This window comes from Amycolatopsis tolypomycina, assembly GCF_900105945.1.
In the GTDB taxonomy this organism is placed as follows: domain Bacteria; phylum Actinomycetota; class Actinomycetes; order Mycobacteriales; family Pseudonocardiaceae; genus Amycolatopsis; species Amycolatopsis tolypomycina.
The window spans coordinates 329680-348135 of sequence record NZ_FNSO01000001.1 but is presented as its reverse complement, the minus strand read 5'-3'; the positions used below and the strand labels follow the sequence as shown (position 1 = coordinate 348135).

At 68.6% G+C, this 18456-nt stretch carries 12 protein-coding genes and 1 pseudogene; 4 read left to right on the top strand and 9 right to left on the bottom strand.

Annotated elements, in window-relative coordinates:
- A partial coding sequence (locus tag BLW76_RS01545; RefSeq protein ID WP_244170010.1) for a M15 family metallopeptidase occupies positions 1-664 on the top strand: 664 nt, incomplete at its 5' end.
- 51 nt (positions 665-715) lie between these two features.
- Here the strand turns inward: BLW76_RS01545 and BLW76_RS49410 are convergent.
- The 7 genes from BLW76_RS49410 to BLW76_RS01520 form a co-directional block, all read right to left on the bottom strand.
- Positions 716-961 (bottom strand): hypothetical protein, encoded by a 246-nt coding sequence (locus tag BLW76_RS49410; RefSeq protein ID WP_244170009.1) that lies wholly within the window; start codon positions 959-961, stop codon positions 716-718.
- Positions 962-995: 34 nt separating this feature from the next.
- The gene (locus BLW76_RS49405) at positions 996-1241 is read right to left on the bottom strand and encodes a hypothetical protein (protein WP_244170008.1); all 246 of its coding nucleotides are present in this window, start codon (positions 1239-1241) and stop codon (positions 996-998) included.
- Between the two features lie 66 nt (positions 1242-1307).
- A complete protein-coding gene (locus BLW76_RS49400; RefSeq protein WP_244170007.1) occupies positions 1308-2462 on the bottom strand; it encodes a hypothetical protein in 1155 nt (384 codons plus the stop codon).
- A 164-nt stretch (positions 2463-2626) separates the two neighbouring features.
- Entirely contained in the window at positions 2627-6538 is a 3912-nt protein-coding gene (locus BLW76_RS01535; protein ID WP_091304045.1) for a DNA-directed RNA polymerase subunit beta', read from the bottom strand.
- An 88-nt stretch (positions 6539-6626) separates the two neighbouring features.
- Complete coding sequence (gene rpoB / locus BLW76_RS01530) at positions 6627-10130, bottom strand: DNA-directed RNA polymerase subunit beta (protein WP_091304044.1); 3504 nt, start codon at positions 10128-10130, stop codon at positions 6627-6629.
- Between the two features lie 1324 nt (positions 10131-11454).
- The gene (locus BLW76_RS01525; RefSeq protein ID WP_244170006.1) at positions 11455-12507 is read right to left on the bottom strand and encodes a helix-turn-helix transcriptional regulator; all 1053 of its coding nucleotides are present in this window, start codon (positions 12505-12507) and stop codon (positions 11455-11457) included.
- A gap of 776 nt (positions 12508-13283) precedes the next feature.
- Positions 13284-13739, bottom strand: coding sequence for a type II 3-dehydroquinate dehydratase (locus BLW76_RS01520; RefSeq protein ID WP_091304042.1), 456 nt, complete (start codon positions 13737-13739; stop codon positions 13284-13286).
- Between the two features lie 188 nt (positions 13740-13927).
- Here BLW76_RS01520 and BLW76_RS01515 point away from each other — a divergent pair, with 188 nt between their 5' ends.
- On the top strand, positions 13928-15190 hold the full coding sequence (locus BLW76_RS01515; RefSeq protein WP_091304041.1) for a cytochrome P450: 1263 nt from the start codon (positions 13928-13930) through the stop codon (positions 15188-15190).
- A gap of 20 nt (positions 15191-15210) precedes the next feature.
- On the opposite strand, the gene BLW76_RS01510 is transcribed toward BLW76_RS01515, so the two are convergent.
- Complete coding sequence (locus BLW76_RS01510; RefSeq protein WP_091304040.1) at positions 15211-16104, bottom strand: IS982 family transposase; 894 nt, start codon at positions 16102-16104, stop codon at positions 15211-15213.
- Positions 16105-16335: 231 nt separating this feature from the next.
- On the opposite strand from BLW76_RS01510, the gene BLW76_RS01505 reads away from it, so the two are divergent.
- Both BLW76_RS01505 and BLW76_RS01500 read left to right on the top strand, forming a co-directional pair.
- A complete protein-coding gene (locus BLW76_RS01505) occupies positions 16336-16626 on the top strand; it encodes a transposase (RefSeq protein ID WP_167384425.1) in 291 nt (96 codons plus the stop codon).
- Positions 16627-16634: 8 nt separating this feature from the next.
- Positions 16635-17507: an IS3 family transposase gene (locus BLW76_RS01500; RefSeq protein ID WP_143060522.1), complete on the top strand. Its 873-nt coding sequence runs from the start codon at positions 16635-16637 to the stop codon at positions 17505-17507.
- 46 nt (positions 17508-17553) lie between these two features.
- On the opposite strand, the pseudogene BLW76_RS01495 reads toward BLW76_RS01500, so the two are convergent.
- A pseudogene (locus BLW76_RS01495) lies at positions 17554-18378 on the bottom strand (HARBI1 family protein); the annotation flags it as partial.
- Positions 18379-18456: the final 78 nt, after the last annotated feature.

The window sequence follows — 18456 nt, the reverse complement described above, 5'->3', positions numbered from 1 at the left end:
CGACGTGGCGCCGTCGATCCTGCAGGACATCCGCTACGACACGCCGCACAACTTCGTCGGACAGCGCATCGACGGGTACCGCCGTCCGATGTGCATCCTGACCCGGCAGGCCGCCGAAGGCCTGCGGAAGGTGCAGGCCCAGGTCGTCCGGCAGGGGTACACGCTCAAGGTGTACGACTGCTACCGGCCGCAGCGGGCCGTCGACCACTTCGTGCGGTGGGCCAAGGACCTCGCCGACGAGAAGATGAAGGCGGAGTTCTACCCGAACGTCGCCAAGGACCGGCTCTTCGCCGACGGGTACATCGCCGAGAAGTCCGGGCACAGCCGCGGCAGCACGATGGACCTCACCCTCGTGCGCATCCCGCCGCCGGTCCAGCGGCCGTACCGCCCGGGCGAGCCGCTCGTGCCCTGCTTCGCGCCGCGGGACCAGCGGTTCCCCGACAACACCGTCGACATGGGCACCGGTTATGACTGCTTCGACCCGCTCGCCACCGACAACCCGGCGATCTCCGGCGCCGCGAGGCAGCACCGCGACCTCCTGCGTTCGACGATGGCCGCGGCGGGCTTCCGCAACCTGCCCGAGGAGTGGTGGCACTTCACCCTGAACGGCGAACCGTTCCGGACACCTACTTCGACTTCCCGGTCGCGGGGCAGCCTGCACTGAAACGGAAAGCGCCCGCGGTCCATTGTGGACCACGGGGCGCCCTGTTCCTGGTTACGCCGAGCGACGGCGGCGGGCGCCGAACACCAGGCCGCCGCCGAGCGCGAGGGCGAGCAGCGCCAGTGCGCCGAGACCGAGCGCGTCGACACCGGTGCTGGCCAGCCCGGAGGGGCCGCTCTGGCCGCCACCCGTGCCGCCGCCCGGACCGGTCGTCGTGGTCGGGGGCGCCGGCCGTGCAGTCGGCCGGGTTGACCGGCACCGTCGCAGCGGCGCGTCACCTTCCTCCGCGTCGATCCGCACCTGGACGGGCCGCTCGGCCGGACCGGGACGTAGATCACGGCCGGGTTCTCGTACTTGATCTTCCAGCCCTTCGGCGGCAGGAGGTACAGCTGGTAGTCGGGCCCGGGCGCCCGTCGTGGAACTCGAAGTGCCCGTTCGCGTCGGTCGTCCGCTCGGCGGTGACCGGGCAGTGCCCGTCGGACACGAGCACGACCTTGGTGCCGGCGACGCCCTGCTTCACCCCGCCCTGCTCACCGTAGACGGCCACGTCACCCACGATGGTCGCCTTGCCGCCGGGCACCGACGCCTCGTCAGCGGGCGAGCGCGTGGTTGTCGAGGTCGACGCCGCGGTAGCCGAAGTCGCAGCTCACCGTGACGATGCCGCGGTCGAGAGCGCCCGCCGGCACCTGCTCGGTGACGTCGATCGTGCGGGTCTCACCCGGCGCGATCCGCACCCCGTCGCCGGCGAGGTCGCCCCAGCCGGCCCCGTGCCCTTCAGGGCGTACGAGGCACCGAAGCGGTCGCATTCGGCCACGATGCCGGTGAGCGGCACCGAGCCGGAGTTCGTCAGCTTCACGGCGACGTGCGCCAGATCGCCGACCTGGTAGCTGTCCTGGGTGAAGGCCATCGACGCGGTGAGCTTGCCGTCGAGCGGCGGCGCCCCGCGGACGAGCAGCTCCGTGTCCGCTCCGACCTCGATGTTCTGGAACGGGAACAGCCACCCGCCGAGCACGTCCCCGCCGAAGTGGTACTTGGCCGCCGGGATCTCGCCGAAGTCGAAGTGCCCGCCCTTGCCGCTCGTCGCCTGGTAGGTGAGGGAGCTGTACCGCAAGGTGAGCGTGATGCCGGTCAGCTCCTCGCCGGCGTCGAACGTGCCGTTGCCGTTCGCGTCGCCGTACACGACGCCGGTCGCGTGCCCGGGCGTCTTCTCGAGCTTGATCGGGATGTCGAAGCCGGGGGCGACGCCGTGGCCGTCCTTGTCGTAGACGAAGCCGCGCAGGTTCGCGTGGTCCTGGCTGATGTCCTGGAGCTGCCCGACGACCGCCTGGGTGAAGGTCTCGCCCGGCTGCAGCGTCACCCCGGGCTTCCCGCTGAGCGGGCCCCAGCCGTCGATGAACGGGACCACGAGGTCGTCGGGCTTGTCGAACCACTGGGCGACCTGCAGCCCCTCGGCGGGCACGCTGCGCGGGTTGTGGATCTTGATGGTGAAGTGGACGTCCGCATTGGTCGGGTACGAATCCGCGATGTCGAACGAAACGTCGAGATCCGGCTGCGGAACGGGATCGTCCTGCGGCTGCGCCGCCGCGGGCTTGCTCTCCGGCTGGGTCGAACTCGGCGGTGGCACTTCCGAACTGGGCGGCGCCTCCGACGGGGATGGCACTGTGGACGGCGCGGTCGACGTCGGTGTCGGCGCCGGGTCCTCCGCGGCCGCCGGGCCGGCGAACGCGCTGGTCAGCACGGCCGCGGCCGTCAGTGCGGCGAAGATGCGCGCGACGGATCTCGCGCCTCTGGATGTGTTCACGAACAGTCACCCCTGATTACCCGTTGGAAACGCGCAAAGCCCCCGAACCGCGTGAACCGGCTCACTCTAGCCGCATCCGGGCGGGTGAATACCCGATCAGGTGACAAAAGGAGGAAAGGCCCCCGCCGGAAACCCGGCGGGGGCCTTTCTCGTCAAAAACCTCGTCAGCGGAAGTCGCGGCCGAAGTCGTAGTCGTCCAGCGGGACCGCGGCACCGGTGCCCGTCCCGAACACGTCCGGGGTGTAGTAGCCGTCGTCGTAGGACGGGATCGCGTACGCCGCGACCCGGGCCTCCTCGGTCGGCTGCACCTGGATGTTGCGGTACCGGTTGATGCCCGTACCGGCCGGGATCAGCTTACCGATGATCACGTTCTCCTTGAGGCCCACGAGCTTGTCCGAGCGGCCGTTGATGGCCGCGTCGGTCAGGACTCGCGTGGTCTCCTGGAACGACGCCGCCGACAGCCACGAGTCCGTGGTGAGCGACGCCTTCGTGATCCCCATCAGCACCGGACGGCCCGAAGCCGGCTCGCCGCCCTCGGCGACCGCGGCCCGGTTCGTCGCCTCGAACTTGGTCCGCTCGGGCAGCTCGCCCGGCAGGAAGTCCGTGGCACCGGAGTCGATGATCGTCACCCGGCGCAGCATCTGCCGGACGATGACCTCGATGTGCTTGTCGTGGATCGACACACCCTGGGCGCGGTACACCTTCTGGACCTCGTCCACCAGGTGGATCTGCGCCTCGCGCGGCCCCATGACCCGCAGGACCTCGTGCGGGTCCGGCGTGCCCTCGAGCAGCTGCTGACCGACGTGCACGTGGTCACCGTCGCCCAGCGGGCCGTTCGGGGTGTTCGCGAGCCGCTGCCGCTTGGACAGCTTGTCGAAGACGATCTCCTCGCCCCCGTCGTCCGGGATGAGGGTGATCTTCCAGAACCGCTCGCTCTCCTCGATCCGCACGCGGCCGTCGACGTCGGCGATGGGCGCCTTGCCCTTCGGGACGCGGGCCTCGAACAGCTCCTGGACACGCGGCAGACCGGTCGTGATGTCGTCACCGGCCACACCACCCTGGTGGAACGTACGCATCGTCAGCTGCGTACCCGGCTCACCGATCGACTGGGCGGCGACGATACCCACCGCCTCGCCGACGTCGACGAGCTGACCGGTCGCCATCGAGCGGCCGTAGCAGGTCGCGCAGATACCGACGGCCGACTCACAGGTCAGCACCGAGCGGACCTTGACCTTCGAGATGCCGCTGCCGAGCAGCTTCTCGATGGCCGGGTCGCCCAGGTCGTCGCCGGCGTTCAGCACGACGTTGCCCTTGGCGTCCACCGCGTCCGTCGCGAGGTTCCGCGCGTACACGGAGGTCTCGACGTGCTGGTCGCGCAGGACCTTGCCGTCGCCGATGTCCTCGCCGATCGGCATCATGATGCCGCGGGTGGTGCCGCAGTCGATCTCGCGGACGATGACGTCCTGCGAGACGTCCACCAGACGCCGGGTCAGGTAACCCGAGTCGGCGGTGCGGAGCGCCGTGTCCGCCAGGCCCTTCCGGGCACCGTGCGTCGCGATGAAGTACTCCGCCACCGACAGGCCCTCACGGAAGTTGGCCTTGATCGGACGCGGGATGTACTCACCCTTCGGGTTCGACACCAGGCCACGCATCCCGGCCAGCGACCGGACCTGCGTCATGTTACCGGCGGCGCCCGACTTCACGATCATGGCGATCGGGTTGTCGTCCGGCAGCGCCGTCTCCATGATCTTGTGGACCTCTTCGGTGGCCTGCGTCCACACCTTGACGAGCTCGTTGTTGCGCTCGGCGTGCGACAGCTGACCGCGCTGGTAGCGCTTCTCCACCTGGGAGGCCTTGCCCTCGTACTCGTCGAGGATGGCCTTCTTGCCCACCGGGGTGAGCACGTCCGAGATGGCGACGGTGACGCCCGACCGGGTCGCCCAGTAGAAACCGGCGTCCTTCAGCCGGTCCAGGGTCTGCGCGACCTGGGTCATCGAGTACCGCTCGGCGAGGTCGTTCACGATCGCGGCCTGCCGCTTCTTCGGCATCGGCTCGTTGATGAACGGGTAGTCCGCCGGCAGCAGCTCGTTGAACAGCACGCGGCCCAGGGTCGTCTCGGCCAGCCACGCCTTGCCCGGCTCCCAGCCCTTCTCCGCGAGCGCCGGCTCGTCGGCCTTGGCCGGCTGCCGGTCGGTGATGCGGATCTTGACCGGGGCGTGCAGGCTCAGCGCCTTGCGGTCGAAGGCCATGATGGCCTCGGCCGGCGACGAGTACGCGTTGCCCGCGCCCTCGGCCGTCTCGGTGAGCCGGGTCAGGTGGAACAGGCCGGTGACCATGTCCAGTCGCGGCATGGCGAGCGGGCGGCCCGACGCCGGCGACAGGATGTTGTTCGCCGACAGCATCAGGATCCGGGCCTCGGCCTGCGCCTCGGCCGACAGCGGCAGGTGCACCGCCATCTGGTCACCGTCGAAGTCCGCGTTGAACGCCTCGCAGACCAGCGGGTGCAGCTGGATGGCCTTGCCTTCGACCAGCTGCGGCTCGAAGGCCTGGATGCCGAGGCGGTGCAGGGTCGGCGCACGGTTCAGCATCACCGGGTGGCCGGTGATGACCTCTTCCAGCACGTCCCACACCTGCGGCCGCGAGCGCTCCACCATCCGCTTGGCGGACTTGATGTTCTGCGCGTGGTTCAGGTCGACCAGCCGCTTCATGACGAACGGCTTGAACAGCTCGAGCGCCATGTCCTTCGGCAGGCCGCACTGGTGCAGCTTCAGCTGCGGGCCGACGATGATGACCGAACGGCCCGAGTAGTCGACTCGCTTGCCGAGCAGGTTCTGGCGGAACCGGCCCTGCTTGCCCTTGAGGAGGTCGGACAGCGACTTCAGCGGCCGGTTGCCCGGGCCGGTGACCGGACGCCCGCGGCGGCCGTTGTCGAACAGCGCGTCGACGGCCTCCTGCAGCATCCGCTTCTCGTTGTTGACGATGATCTCGGGCGCGCCGAGGTCGATCAGCCGCTTGAGGCGGTTGTTCCGGTTGATGACCCGGCGGTACAGGTCGTTCAGGTCCGACGTCGCGAAGCGGCCACCGTCCAGCTGCACCATCGGGCGCAGGTCCGGCGGGATGACCGGGACGGCGTCGAGCACCATGCCGCGCGGGTCGTTGCCGGTGGCCTGGAAGGCCGCGACGACCTTGAGCCGCTTCAGCGCGCGGAGCTTCTTCTGCCCCTTGCCGTTGCGGATGGTGTCGCGCAGGCTCTCGGCCTCGGCGTTGACGTCGAACTCGGTGGCCAGCTTCTGGATGGCCTCCGCGCCCATGCCGCCGGTGAAGTACTCGCCGTAGCGGTCGACGAGCTCGCGGTAGAGCAGCTCGTCGGCGATCAGCTGGCGGGTGTCGAGCTTCGTGAAGGTCGTCCAGACCTCCTCGAGGCGGTCGAGCTCGCGGCCGGCGCGGTCGCGCAGCTGACGCATCTCGCGCTCGCCGCCCTCCTTGACCTTGCGGCGGACGTCGGACTTGGCGCCCTCCGCCTCCAGCGCGGCCAGGTCGGCTTCGAGCTTCTGCGCGCGGGCCTCGATGTCCGCGTCACGCTTGGTCTCGAGGTTCTTGCGCTCGACACCGATCTCGTTCTCGAGGGTCGGCAGGTCGTTGTGGCGCAGCTCCGTGTTCACGCCGGTGATGACGTAAGCAGCGAAGTAGATGATCTTCTCGAGGTCCTTCGGCGCCAGGTCCAGGAGGTAGCCCAGGCGGGACGGAACACCCTTGAAGTACCAGATGTGGGTGACCGGGGCGGCCAGCTCGATGTGGCCCATCCGCTCACGGCGAACCTTGGCACGGGTCACCTCGACGCCGCAGCGCTCACAGATGATGCCCTTGAAGCGGACGCGCTTGTACTTGCCGCAGTAGCACTCCCAGTCCCGGGTCGGGCCGAAGATCTTCTCGCAGAAGAGGCCGTCCTTCTCGGGCTTGAGCGTCCGGTAGTTGATGGTCTCCGGCTTCTTGACCTCGCCGTACGACCACTGACGGATGTCGTCGGCCGTGGCGAGACCAATGCGGAGCTCATCGAAAAAGTTGACGTCCAGCACGTCTGAATCCCCTTGGGGTTGTTTCGGCTAGAGAGGGGTCGGCGGGCGAGGCGGGACCCACGGGAGGCAGGTCCCGCCTCAGCTCCGGTCAGTGCACGACGTCGTCCACCGAGGGCGACTCGTTGCGGGACAGGTTGATGCCGAGGTTCGCCGCGGCGCGCTCGAGGTCCTCGTCGTCGGAGTCGCGCATCTCGATCGCCGCACCGTCGCTGGAGAGCACCTCGACGTTGAGGCACAGCGACTGGAGCTCCTTGAGGAGCACCTTGAACGACTCCGGGATGCCCGGCTCGGGGATGTTCTCCCCCTTGACGATGGCCTCGTACACCTTGACGCGGCCGACCACGTCGTCCGACTTGATCGTCAGCAGCTCCTGCAGCGTGTAGGCGGCGCCGTACGCCTGCATCGCCCAGCACTCCATCTCACCGAAGCGCTGGCCACCGAACTGCGCCTTACCACCCAGCGGCTGCTGCGTGATCATCGAGTACGGACCGGTGGAGCGGGCGTGGATCTTGTCGTCGACCAGGTGGTGCAGCTTCAGGATGTACATGTAGCCGACGGACACCGGGTACGGGTACGGCTCGCCGGAGCGGCCGTCGAACAGGTTGGCCTTCCCGTTCTCCTTCACCATCCGCTCGCCGTCGCGGTTCGGCTTCGTGCTGGCGAGCAGCCCGGTGAGCTCCTCTTCCTTCGCACCGTCGAACACCGGGGTGGCGGTGTTCGTGCCGGGCTCGACGTCGCGGAGCTCGGGCGACAGGTTCTTCGCCCAGTCCGGGTCGCCCTCGATCGTCCAGCCCTGCGACGCCAGCCAGCCCAGGTGCAGCTCGAGGATCTGGCCGATGTTCATACGACGCGGCACACCGTGGGTGTTCAGGATGATGTCGACCGGGGTGCCGTCCTCCATGAACGGCATGTCCTCGACCGGCAGGATCTTGCCGATGACACCCTTGTTGCCGTGCCGGCCGGCGAGCTTGTCGCCCGGCTGGATCTTGCGCTTCTGGGCCACGTAGACGCGGACCAGCTCGTTGACGCCCGGGGGCAGCTCGTCGTCGTCCTCGCGGGAGAACACCCGGATGCCGATGACCTTGCCGGTCTCGCCGTGCGGCACCTTCAGCGAGGTGTCGCGGACTTCGCGGGCCTTCTCGCCGAAGATCGCGCGGAGCAGGCGCTCCTCCGGGGTCAGCTCGGTCTCGCCCTTCGGCGTGACCTTGCCGACCAGGATGTCGCCGTCGCGGACCTCGGCACCGATGCGGATGATGCCGCGCTCGTCGAGGTCGGCCAGGACCTCCTCGGAGACGTTCGGGATGTCCCGGGTGATCTCCTCGGCGCCCAGCTTGGTGTCGCGGGCGTCGATCTCGTGCTCCTCGATGTGGATCGACGTCAGCACGTCGTCCTGCACCAGGCGCTCGGAGAGGATGATCGCGTCCTCGTAGTTGTGGCCCTCCCACGGCATGACCGCGACCAGCAGGTTCTTGCCGAGGGCGACCTCACCGTTTTCGGTGGACGGGCCGTCGGCGATGACCTGACCGGCTTCGACCCGGTCGCCCTCGTTGACGATCGGGCGGTGGTTGAAGCAGGTGCCGTGGTTCGAGCGGCGGAACTTGTAGAGGCTGTAGGCCTTCCGCGTGCCGTCGTCGTGCATGACCGTGATGAGGTCGGCCGACAGCTCCTCGACCACGCCCGACTGCTCGGCGACCAGCATGTCGCCGGAGTCGATCGCGGCGCGCAGCTCCACGCCGGTGCCGACGTACGGCGCCTGGCTGCGGAGCAGCGGCACGGCCTGACGCTGCATGTTCGCGCCCATCAGCGCGCGGTTCGCGTCGTCGTGCTCGAGGAACGGGATCATCGCCGTCGCGATCGAGACCATCTGCCGCGGCGACACGTCCATGTAGTCGATGTCGAGCGGGTCGATCAGCTCGACCTCGCCACCCTTGCGGCGGGCCATGACCCGGTCTTCGACGAAGTTGCCGTCGTCGTCGATCGGCGCGTTGGCCTGGGCCTTGACGTAGCGGTCTTCCTCGTCGGCCGTCAGGTAGTCGATCTGGTCGGTGACCCGGCCCTCGACGACCTTGCGGTACGGCGTCTCGATGAAGCCGAACGGGTTGACCCGCGCGTAGGAGCAGAGCGAGCCGATCAGGCCGATGTTCGGGCCTTCCGGCGTCTCGATCGGGCACATCCGGCCGTAGTGCGACGGGTGGACGTCGCGGACCTCCATGCCGGCGCGCTCACGCGACAGACCACCCGGGCCCAGCGCGTTGAGGCGGCGCTTGTGGGTCAGGCCGTCGATCGGGTTCGTCTGCTGCATGAACTGCGACAGCTGCGAGGTGCCGAAGAACTCCTTGATCGCCGCGCCGATCGGGCGGATGTTGATCAGGGTCTGCGGGGTGATCGCCTCGACGTCCTGCGTGGTCATGCGCTCGCGGACGACGCGCTCGGTGCGCGACAGGCCGACCCGGATCTGGTTCTGGATCAGCTCGCCGACGGTGCGGATGCGGCGGTTGCCGAAGTGGTCGATGTCGTCGGTCTCGACCGGGATCTCGGTGCCGTTCGCCGCGTCCATCTTGTCCTCGCCGGCGTGCAGCCGGACCAGGTACTCGATGATCGTGACGATGTCCTCTTCGGTCAGCGTCCCGTTGTCGATCGGCGTCGACAGGCCCAGCTTCTTGTTGACCTTGTACCGGCCGACCTTGGCCAGGTCGTAGCGCTTCGCCTTGAAGAACAGGTTCTCCAGCAGGGTCTGCGCGCTCTCCTTCGTGGGCGGTTCGCCCGGGCGGAGCTTGCGGTAGATGTCGAGCAGCGCCTCGTCGGTGCCGGCGGTGTGGTCCTTCTCGAGGGTGGCCAGCAGCGTCTCCGAGAAGGAGAAGCGCTCGCGGATCGCCTCGGTGGTCCAGCCGAGCGCCTTCAGCAGCACGGTGACGGGCTGGCGGCGCTTGCGGTCGATGCGGACGCCGACGGTGTCGCGCTTGTCGACGTCGAACTCCAGCCAGGCACCCCGGCTCGGGATGACCCGGACGCTGAAGACGTCCTTGTCGGAGGTCTTGTCGATGTCCTTGGAGTAGTAGACGCCCGGGGAGCGGACCAGCTGGGACACCACGACACGCTCGGTGCCGTTGATGACGAAGGTGCCCTTGTCGGTCATCACCGGGAAGTCGCCGAGGAAGACCGTCTGGCTCTTGATCTCACCCGTGTTGTTGTTGACGAACTCCGCCGTGACGAACAGCGGGGCGGCGTACGTCATGTCCTTGTCCTTGCACTCTTCGATCGAGGCCTTGACCTCGTCGAAGCGCGGGGCGGAGAAGGACAGGGACATCGAACCGGAGAAGTCTTCGATCGGCGAGATCTCGTTGAGGACCTCTTCGAGGCCGCCGACCGGGTTCTCCTCACCCTCCTCGACACGGCGCTGGAACCACGCTTCGTCCCCGGTGAACCACTGGAACGACTGGATCTGGACGTCGAGCAGGTTGGGGGTGTTCAGGGGTTCGCGAATCTTTGCGAAGGAAACCCGCTTGGGCGCGCCGGGGATTCCCGTGGCCTCCGAGCGAGATTCAGCCGAGTTGGTCGCAGCAGTGGCCTGGTTCGCGGGAGAGACTGCCAAGATGCGTCCTTCCGGGGACAATGAGCGGTGACGGCCGCCATAGCAACAGCTATCAGCGACTGTCAAGGGTGCCGTGTGCCCACTATCCTAACTACCGGCTCCGGGCAGCCTGAAAGAGGGCAGCGCAAAGAGGCAGTCTAGCCCGAACGTCGCGGCTTGTCCAGGGGGCGCTCCCGATGGGGCCCAGCCTGCTTCGCAACGTCTTCAGGTATGCCTCCGGGCGACCCGGAGGTCCCTCCCGCAAGGGCCCCGGTTTCGCCGTCGGGAGTAAGCGTGACCCCACCGGCGCTTCCAGTCAAGATGCCACACGGGGGTCCCGCCGGTTGGCGCAGCGTGGAAGAGGGTCAGCGGAGCGTGAGCGGCCGAATATCATTCCAGCTACCGGCCGGTAATGCCACCTTGGGGGGCTCTACCTGGGGTTTCCGGGGCGGGGTGGGGGTATGGCGAAGGCCACCGGGGCGGAGTTGAGGCCGGTGTGTCGGGGCGGGATTTTTCGGGGTTCGCTCGGGGCGTAGGGGGTCGGGAGAGCGCTTGCCGGGGTGGGGTGGGGGGCGCGACGGGTGGTGGCGCGGGCGAGGGTGGTGGGGCCGATGGGGCGGCTGGGGCGCTTCTGGACGCGGTGGGCACGGTCGGTGGGTGACCGCGGGGCCCGGGGTGGGTGCGGGGCCCGGGGGTGGGTGCGGGCCCCGGGGGGTGCGGTCGGCGCGGCCACGGGTGGGCGCGGCTGGGGCGGCCAGAGCGGGCGCGCTCGGCAATAGCCCCGCGCCGGGGGCCCGGTGGGCGCAGCTGGACAGCCAAAGCGAGCACGCACGGCAAACAGCCCCGCGCCGGGGGCCCGGTGGGCGCAGCTGGACAGCCAAAGCGAGCACGCACGGCAAACAGCCCCGCGCCGGGGGCCCGGTGGGCGCAGTTGGACAGCCAAAGCGAGCACGCACGGCAAACAGCCCCGCGCCGGGGGCCCGGTGGGCGCGGCTGGGCAGCCAGAGCGAGCACGCACGGCAAACAGCCCCGCGGGCAGGGGTAGGCGCGGCCGGGGCGGGCCGACACGACCGAACCCGCGGCGCAGCCGGCGCCCCGAGGCAGGTCGCGCCACCGAGGCGGTCGCCCGGCCAACGAGCCGTCGCACCCGCGTCCGTCCACGCGCGTCCATGTAATAAGGCGGCCCACCCACCTTGGGCGCCGCCGGTGGAGGGCGGATCCCGCGTCCGCCCTCCACCGCGGCGCTCGCGCACGCCCTGCCGCCACGACTCTGGGGCCGCAGGGTGTGGTGGGTTCGTCCGGTCGCGCCGCCCTCCACTGCGGCCGACCAGCTCCTGCCAAGACGCTACGAAAACACCTTCCAGGCCGCCGCCAGCTCGACCCTCGACGTGATGTTCATCTTCTGGAACACCTTCTTCAGGTGGAACGCCACCGTGTGTCTCGAAATGAACAGCTGCCTGCCGACCTCGTTGTTGGTGTGGCCCTGGCTGACCAGCTCGGCGACCGCGAACTCCGTGTTCGTCAACCCGTGGGGCACGAGGCCTTCGCACTCCACCGTCCGGGTCGTGCCGCGGCGGATGCCGTACTCGCGGAGCTTGTTCACCACCCGGGCCGAGTCGCGGGTGGCGCTCACCGCCGTGTACGTGTCCAGGACCGCCTCGAGGATGCGGATCGTCCGGTCGCGCTCGGAACACCGGACGGCCAGCAGGCTCGCCAGGTCCTCGCGCGCCGACGCCGTGCACCACCGGTCGGGGTGGATGTCGGCCGCTTCGCGCAGCTTGGCCGGGTCCTGCTCCAGGAGGCCTGCCGCGTGCAGGGCCGAGCCGCGGATCACGCTGAACTCCGGCTGCTCGGCCGCCAGGGCCGCGGCCTCCTCGACCGAGGCCTTCGCCAGGTCGAGCGCGCCCAGCTTGACGCAGGCGCGCACCAGCCAGGACGCCGCCGCCGGTTCCGACACCAGCAGCTGCCGGAGCACCACCGGGTTGGTGACGATGCCGGCGATGAGGCTCGCCGCGCTCTCCACCCCGCTGCGGGCCTCGACCGCCTGCGCGGCCACCCAGGCCCCCGGCGCCTGCCCGAAGTACCCGAGCAGCGCCTCGTCCGACAGCTTGTCGACGAAGTGGCGGCACGCCCGCATGTCCGCCCGGCGCAGCGCACCGAGCGCCAGCACCACGTAACTGGGCGGCCGCAGCGACCGGTCGCCGCAGCTCTCGGCGATCCGCAGCCCGGTGCTGATCTCTTCCATCGCGTCGTCGACGCTGCCCATGGCGAACAGCAGGCTGCCCCGGACGTTGTGCTTCACGGCGGTCATCCGGTCGGAGGCTGCCCCGCCCCGATCCGCGTCCACCGCGTCCAGCACCCGGCGGCCCGCTTCCAGGTCCCGGGCCTTGATCAGCAACCCGACATACCAGAACTGGGCGAGCTGGGAAAGTTCGTCGGATTCCCGGCGATTGCCGGCGGCAGCCGCCTTGGCGCAGTGCAAGCCCGCGTCGAGCCGCCCGTTGAACCACGACGATGCGGAGCGGCGAAGGAAGCCAGCGGTATCGCACGACCGCTGCATCAAATCATCACCGAACCCCGCGAACGGATTCTGTGGCATTTGTAGGTTTGGTACGTCCAACATCGATCGGCTATCCCCCAGGCATAGACGAAGCGGAAACGATCAGCGGCTCGCCGCGCTCCAGCGGATTCAACGACACCGAGCAGGAACGGCTAATGTCCCCGCAGGGGCCGTTCTTCGAAGGTAATACGCCCCGCGTTAAGTCGGTGTTCACGCGGAACGCAGTTTGTTTGTCAACGCGTGGCGACGCCCCAGAAGGCGCGAAAGGAGCGCGCCACCCACCAACCTCCCCAGGTTGACATGTTAAAGATTCACACCTTGCTGCGCCTACAGTAGCTCCGCACTGACGCCTCGTCACCGCCGGTGTGACTCCGATCACAATCTCCTGAATTGCGGTTGTGCGGGAACTTTCCTTGCCTGACAAGGACATTTGCTGATAGTACGACGGCCACGTCAGCCAGCTGGCCTAGCGCGCAAACGGTTAGTAGTCAACAAACCATACGGTCGTACGGATGTTCACGGTAACCGTGGACTGAACCACTAACGAATTACCAGGTCCGCGGGGACATTACGCGGAATGCCCCGAACCCGGGGTACCGGCGCCGATGGCGCGATCAGCCCAGCGCATTCGGCGATTCGGCGGACAAGTGCAGCAGGGCGCGCGCGGCGAGGCGGTAGCCGAACGCGCCGAGGCCGACCACCACGCCACTCGCCAGCGGAGCGATGACCGACTCGTGGCGGAACTGCTCGCGCGCCCAGACGTTGCTGAGGTGGACCTCCACCCACGGCGGCTCGTAGCTCGCCAGCGCGTCGCGCAGGCTCCAGCCGGCGATCATCAGCGCGCCGGGGTTGACGATGGCGCCGACCGTCGTGTCGCGGTGCGCGTGGATCGCGCCGACCAGCTCGCCTTCGCCGTCACGCTGCACCGACACGACGTCCCAGCCGCGGGGACGCACCTCCTCGGCGACCGCCTTTTCGATGTCGGCCAGCGTGTCGGTGCCGTAGATCTCCGGCTCGCGCCGGCCCAGCACACCCAGGTTGGGACCGTTCAGCAGCAGGACGTCGGGCACGGGACACACCTCGCTCTTCAGGGGGGCCGGACCACCCCATGCTGTCGACGCCGCCCGACGCGGCACCACACCCACGTTGATAGTTGCGCCCGGTGACCTATCAGACCAGGGGATGCCCGGCCGGCCATCCGGAACCTAGGCTCCGCACCGAGGCTTATCCGGCGAACCGGGAATGGAGTTCCGTCGCAGTGACGACCAACGTGACCGAAAACGCGCCGAGCAACGAATCGCTGCGCTCACCGCTGCCACCGGAATTCGTCCGGCGCGAAGATCCGTTCCACGTCCCACCCGCATTGGTGGCCGTGGCCGAGCGGGGACCGGTCGCCAAGGCGACCCTCGCCGCGGGCGACCCGTTCTGGCTGGTTTCCGGATACGAAGAAGCGCGCGCGGTGCTTTCGGACCCGCGGTTCTCTTCCGACCGGTTCCAGTACCACCCGCGGTTCAAGGAGCTGTCGCCCGAATTCCGTGAACGCCTGCGCGACGACAAGGCGCGCGCCGGGTCGTTCATCAACATGGACCCGCCGGAGCACACCCGGTACCGGAAACTGCTCACCGGGCAGTTCACCGTGCGCCGGATCCGCGAGCTCGGCGCCCGGATCGACGAAATCGTCGCCGGCCGGGTGGACGCCATGCTGGCCGGCGGCACCACCGCCGACCTGATGACGGAGTTCGCGTTCCCCGCGCCCTCGCTGATGATCTGCGAGCTGCTCGGCGTGCGGTACGAGGCCCGGGCGGAGTTCCAGCAGCGTGCGGCCGCACTGCTGCAGATGAACCAGCCGGTCGCGGAGGCGGTGAAGAACGCCGACGCCCTGCGCGCGTTCATGCAGGAGCTGGTCGAGGACAAGCGCCGGAACCCGGCGGGTGACCTCCTCTCCGGCCTGATCCACCACGCCGGCGCCGACCCCGCGCTCACCGACGACGAGCTGATCAACATCGCGAACCTGCTGCTCATCGCCGGCTACGACACGACCGCGAGCATGCTGGGGCTCGGCATCTTCGTGCTGCTGCAGCGCCCGGCACAGCTCGCCACGCTGCGGGACGACCCGGACCGCATCGCCGACGCCGTCGAGGAGCTGCTGCGCTACCTGTCCGTGGTGAACCCGGGGATCTTCCGGTTCGCCAAGGAGGACCTGGAGTTCGCCGGCGAGCACATCCCGGCCGGCTCGACGGTGGTCGTGTCGGTGGTGGCCACCAACCGCGACCAGCGGCAGTGGCCGGACCCGGACCTGGACTTGACCCGACCCCGCGGCCCGCACCTGGCCTTCGGCCACGGCGTCCACCAGTGCCTCGGCCAGCAGCTGGCCCGGATGGAGATGCAGGCGGGGTACGCGGAACTGCTGCGCCGCCTGCCGAACCTCCGGCTGGCCGTGCCGCCGGAGGAGGTCCCGCTGCGCAACGACATGCTGACGTACGGGGTGCACTCCCTGCCGATCGCCTGGGACGCCCCCTAGACGAGTAATGCGTAACTCGGTCAGTGGTCGTAGGCGGTCAGTGATCGGGTGATGGGTTGGCCGGTGGCGCGGTTGTGCCAGATGGCGGCGGTGAGGGCCAGGAGGCGTTGGGCGACGCGGACGCCGACGCCTTCGATGGTGCGTCCACCGTGCTGTTCCAGGTTCAGCTGGCCCTTGAGGGTGTCGTTGACCGACTCGATGAGCTGGCGGATGGACTTGAGCAGCGGCTCACCGGGATGCGGCTTGCGGTTGCGGTAGGACGGCCGGATCAGCCGGACCCCGCGCTCGGCCAGGAAGCGGTCCAGTTCCGCGGAGACGTAGCCCTTGTCGGCGATGATCAGCAGCCCCGGACGTTCGGTGAGCAGGTGGGGTTCGTGGTCGCAGATGGCCATGAGCACCTGCCGCTCGTCGACCTTCGGGTCGGCCAGCGCCCAGGCGACCGGGAGTCCGGCCGGGGTGCAGACCAGATGCAGCCGCAGTCCCCAGAACCAGCGCGAGTGTGAGCGGCAGAAGCCATACTTTGCCCAGCCGGCCAGCTCCGAACGCTGGACCGTGGGTCGGGAGCGACCGCATTCGACCGGGGTGGAGTCCACGATCCAGGTGGTGTCGGTCCACAGGTCGGTGTCCGCCGCCAGCCAGCGCATGACCTGCTTGACCAGCGGCAACGCGGCACGCAGCCGACGGTTGTAGCCGGACTGGCCAGGCAGATAGCGGAACGCGCCGGGCATCCGGGCGGGCAGGAACCGCAGCCAGCGGGCCTCGGAGGTGAACCCCAGCAACGCCTGGGCCACGGCCAAGGTCACCAGCTCCGCGTCGGTCAGCTTCGGCGGCCTGCCCACCCGCCGCCTGCCGGCGAGGTGGTCGTCGATCTTGACGTAGAGTGCGGTGAGAAGGGTGTTCAGGTCTGTCGTCACAAACCGATCTTGAACACCCTTCGCCCATCTCCAGCCACCACCCAAACTTACGCATTACTCGTCTAGGACACAGAGGGCCAGGGCCCGGACCGCAGCCGGCGGTCCGGGCCTTCACGCGCTGCGGACGCCAAGCGCCCCAATGAGGTTTTCTCAGTAGCGGCCGTTGAGCTTCCCCCGGTTGTCCGGACACCTGACCTGAGATGACCGATGGTCACCAGGGAGGATGTTCCGATGCCTGCACCACACCCGCCTGAGTTCCGTCAGCGCGCCGTCGAGCTGGCCCGCCTCGGCGACAAACCGGTCGCCGCGCTGGCCAAGGACCTGGGGATCAGCGAGTCCTGCCTGCGCAACTGGATGGCCCAGGCCGACGCCGACGAGAACGGCTCAACCACAAAGCTGACCAGTGCGGAGAAGAAGGAGCTTGCCGAGCTGCGCCGGAAGAACCGGCAGCTTGAGATGGAGAATGAGATCCTGAAACGCGCGGCGGCGTACTTCGCGCGGGAGAACATCCTCCCAAAGTAACCTTCCCGCTGGTCTGTGAACTCGCCGCGGACGGTATCGACGTCACGGTGGCCTGCCGGGTATTGAACGTGTCCCGCTCCGGATACTACGAATGGCGCGACCGGCCGCCCTCGACCCGAGAGGCGGAGAACACGGTACTGCTGAAACACATCGAACAGATCCACGCCGATTCCCGCGGCACCTACGGCTCACCGCGCGTGCACGCCGAACTCATGCTCGGTCTGGGGATGCCGGTCAACCTCAAACGGGTCGAGCGGCTCATGCGCGAGGCCGGGATCCAGGGCCTCTACCGGCGCCGCCGGCACCACACCACAGTCCGTGACCCGGCCGGGCAACCCAGCGCCGACCTGGTCAACCGCCAGTTCACCGTCGACGCCCCGGACCGGTTGTGGATCACCGACATCACCGAACACCCCACCGAGGAGGGCCGGGTCTACTGCGCCGCGGTCATGGACGCCTATTCCCGGCTCATCATCGGCTGGTCCATCGCCGGCCATATGCGCACCGAACTGGTCACCGACGCCCTCGGTATGGCCATCCTGCGCCGCCAGCCGGAAAACGACACCACCATTCTACATTCCGACCACGGCTCGCAATATACCTCGTGGGCATTCGGGCAACGTCTCCGCAATGCCGGACTGCTCGCGTCCATGGGCACAGTCGGCGACTGTTACGACAATGCCATGATGGAATCGTTCTGGGGCACTCTTCAGCTTGAACTTCTCGACTCGAGAACGTGGAAAAACCGAGACGAACTTGCCAATGCGATATTCGAATGGATAGAGTGCTGGTACAACCCGAAGCGGAGACATTCCAAGATCGGGATGCACAGCCCCGCCACGTTTGAGGCCCTCAACCAGCCACCACACGCGGCACCCTGACCCCACACCCGCCGTGTCCGGCGAACGGGGGGAAGCTCACGTGGTGTTCGTGGTGGGTGAGGACGAGGGCTGCTTGGACGATGTGGCCGATGCGGTGGGGGCAGAGGGTGATTCGTTGGAGTGCTGACCAGCGGGTTTTGAGGAGTGCCATGGCGCGTTCACCCAGGGCGCGGGCCCGGGCGTGCAGCAGGTTGTGGACCCGTTGCCGGGCGTTGAGGGGTGGTTGACCTGCGGTTTTCTTGAACGGGGTGAGGATGCCGATCCCGGCGGCGTGGTAGGCCTTGTCGGCCAGAGTTCTCAGGCCCTGGCCGGCGGCGGCGGTCAACGCGCCGACGATTCCGTGGTCGCGGGCGGCGGAGAGGTCGTTGCGGGAGCCGGGCAGCACCGCCGAGACCCACAGCGGGAACCCGTCGGGGCTGGCCAGGAACTGGATGTTCCCGCCGAAGGCGCGGTGCTTGCCCGAGTACCACAGGTGCACGATCCGGCCACGGTTCTTACCTTTGGTTTTGATCGTGGTGGCCGCGACCCGGTCACACGGGATCAGGGTGCCGTCCAGGATCACGTGTGTGTCACCTCGGGTGTGGCGCTCGCGCAGGACCTGATGCAGGTCCGGGGCCTGGGCGGCGAGGGCGGTGATCGCTTCGTGCAGGTAGCGGTAGGCGGTGGCGACGCTGATGCGATGGTCGGCCGCCAGCCGGTGCAGGGGGGTGGCGTCGCGGAACCAGCGCAGCACCAGCACCGCCTGCCAGTACGGGGTCAACGCGCGCCGGCCCCGGCGGGTGCCACGCCGCCGACGCTCGGTGTGCAGGACACGGGCAACGAACCAGACCAGTTCACGCGCCACATCGAGGGTGGCACCATAATGGATCACGTGGGGCCTCTGGAACTCTAGGATTCGATCTTCGCAAATCCAGTCCTACCAGGGGCCCCACGCCTCATCCCACGCCAA

What these genes read in the sequence shown, in the direction of transcription:
- BLW76_RS01505 (WP_167384425.1), top strand. Translation starts at nt 16,336, where the DNA reads ATGCCTGCACCACACCCGCCTGAGTTCCGTCAGCGCGCCGTCGAGCTG.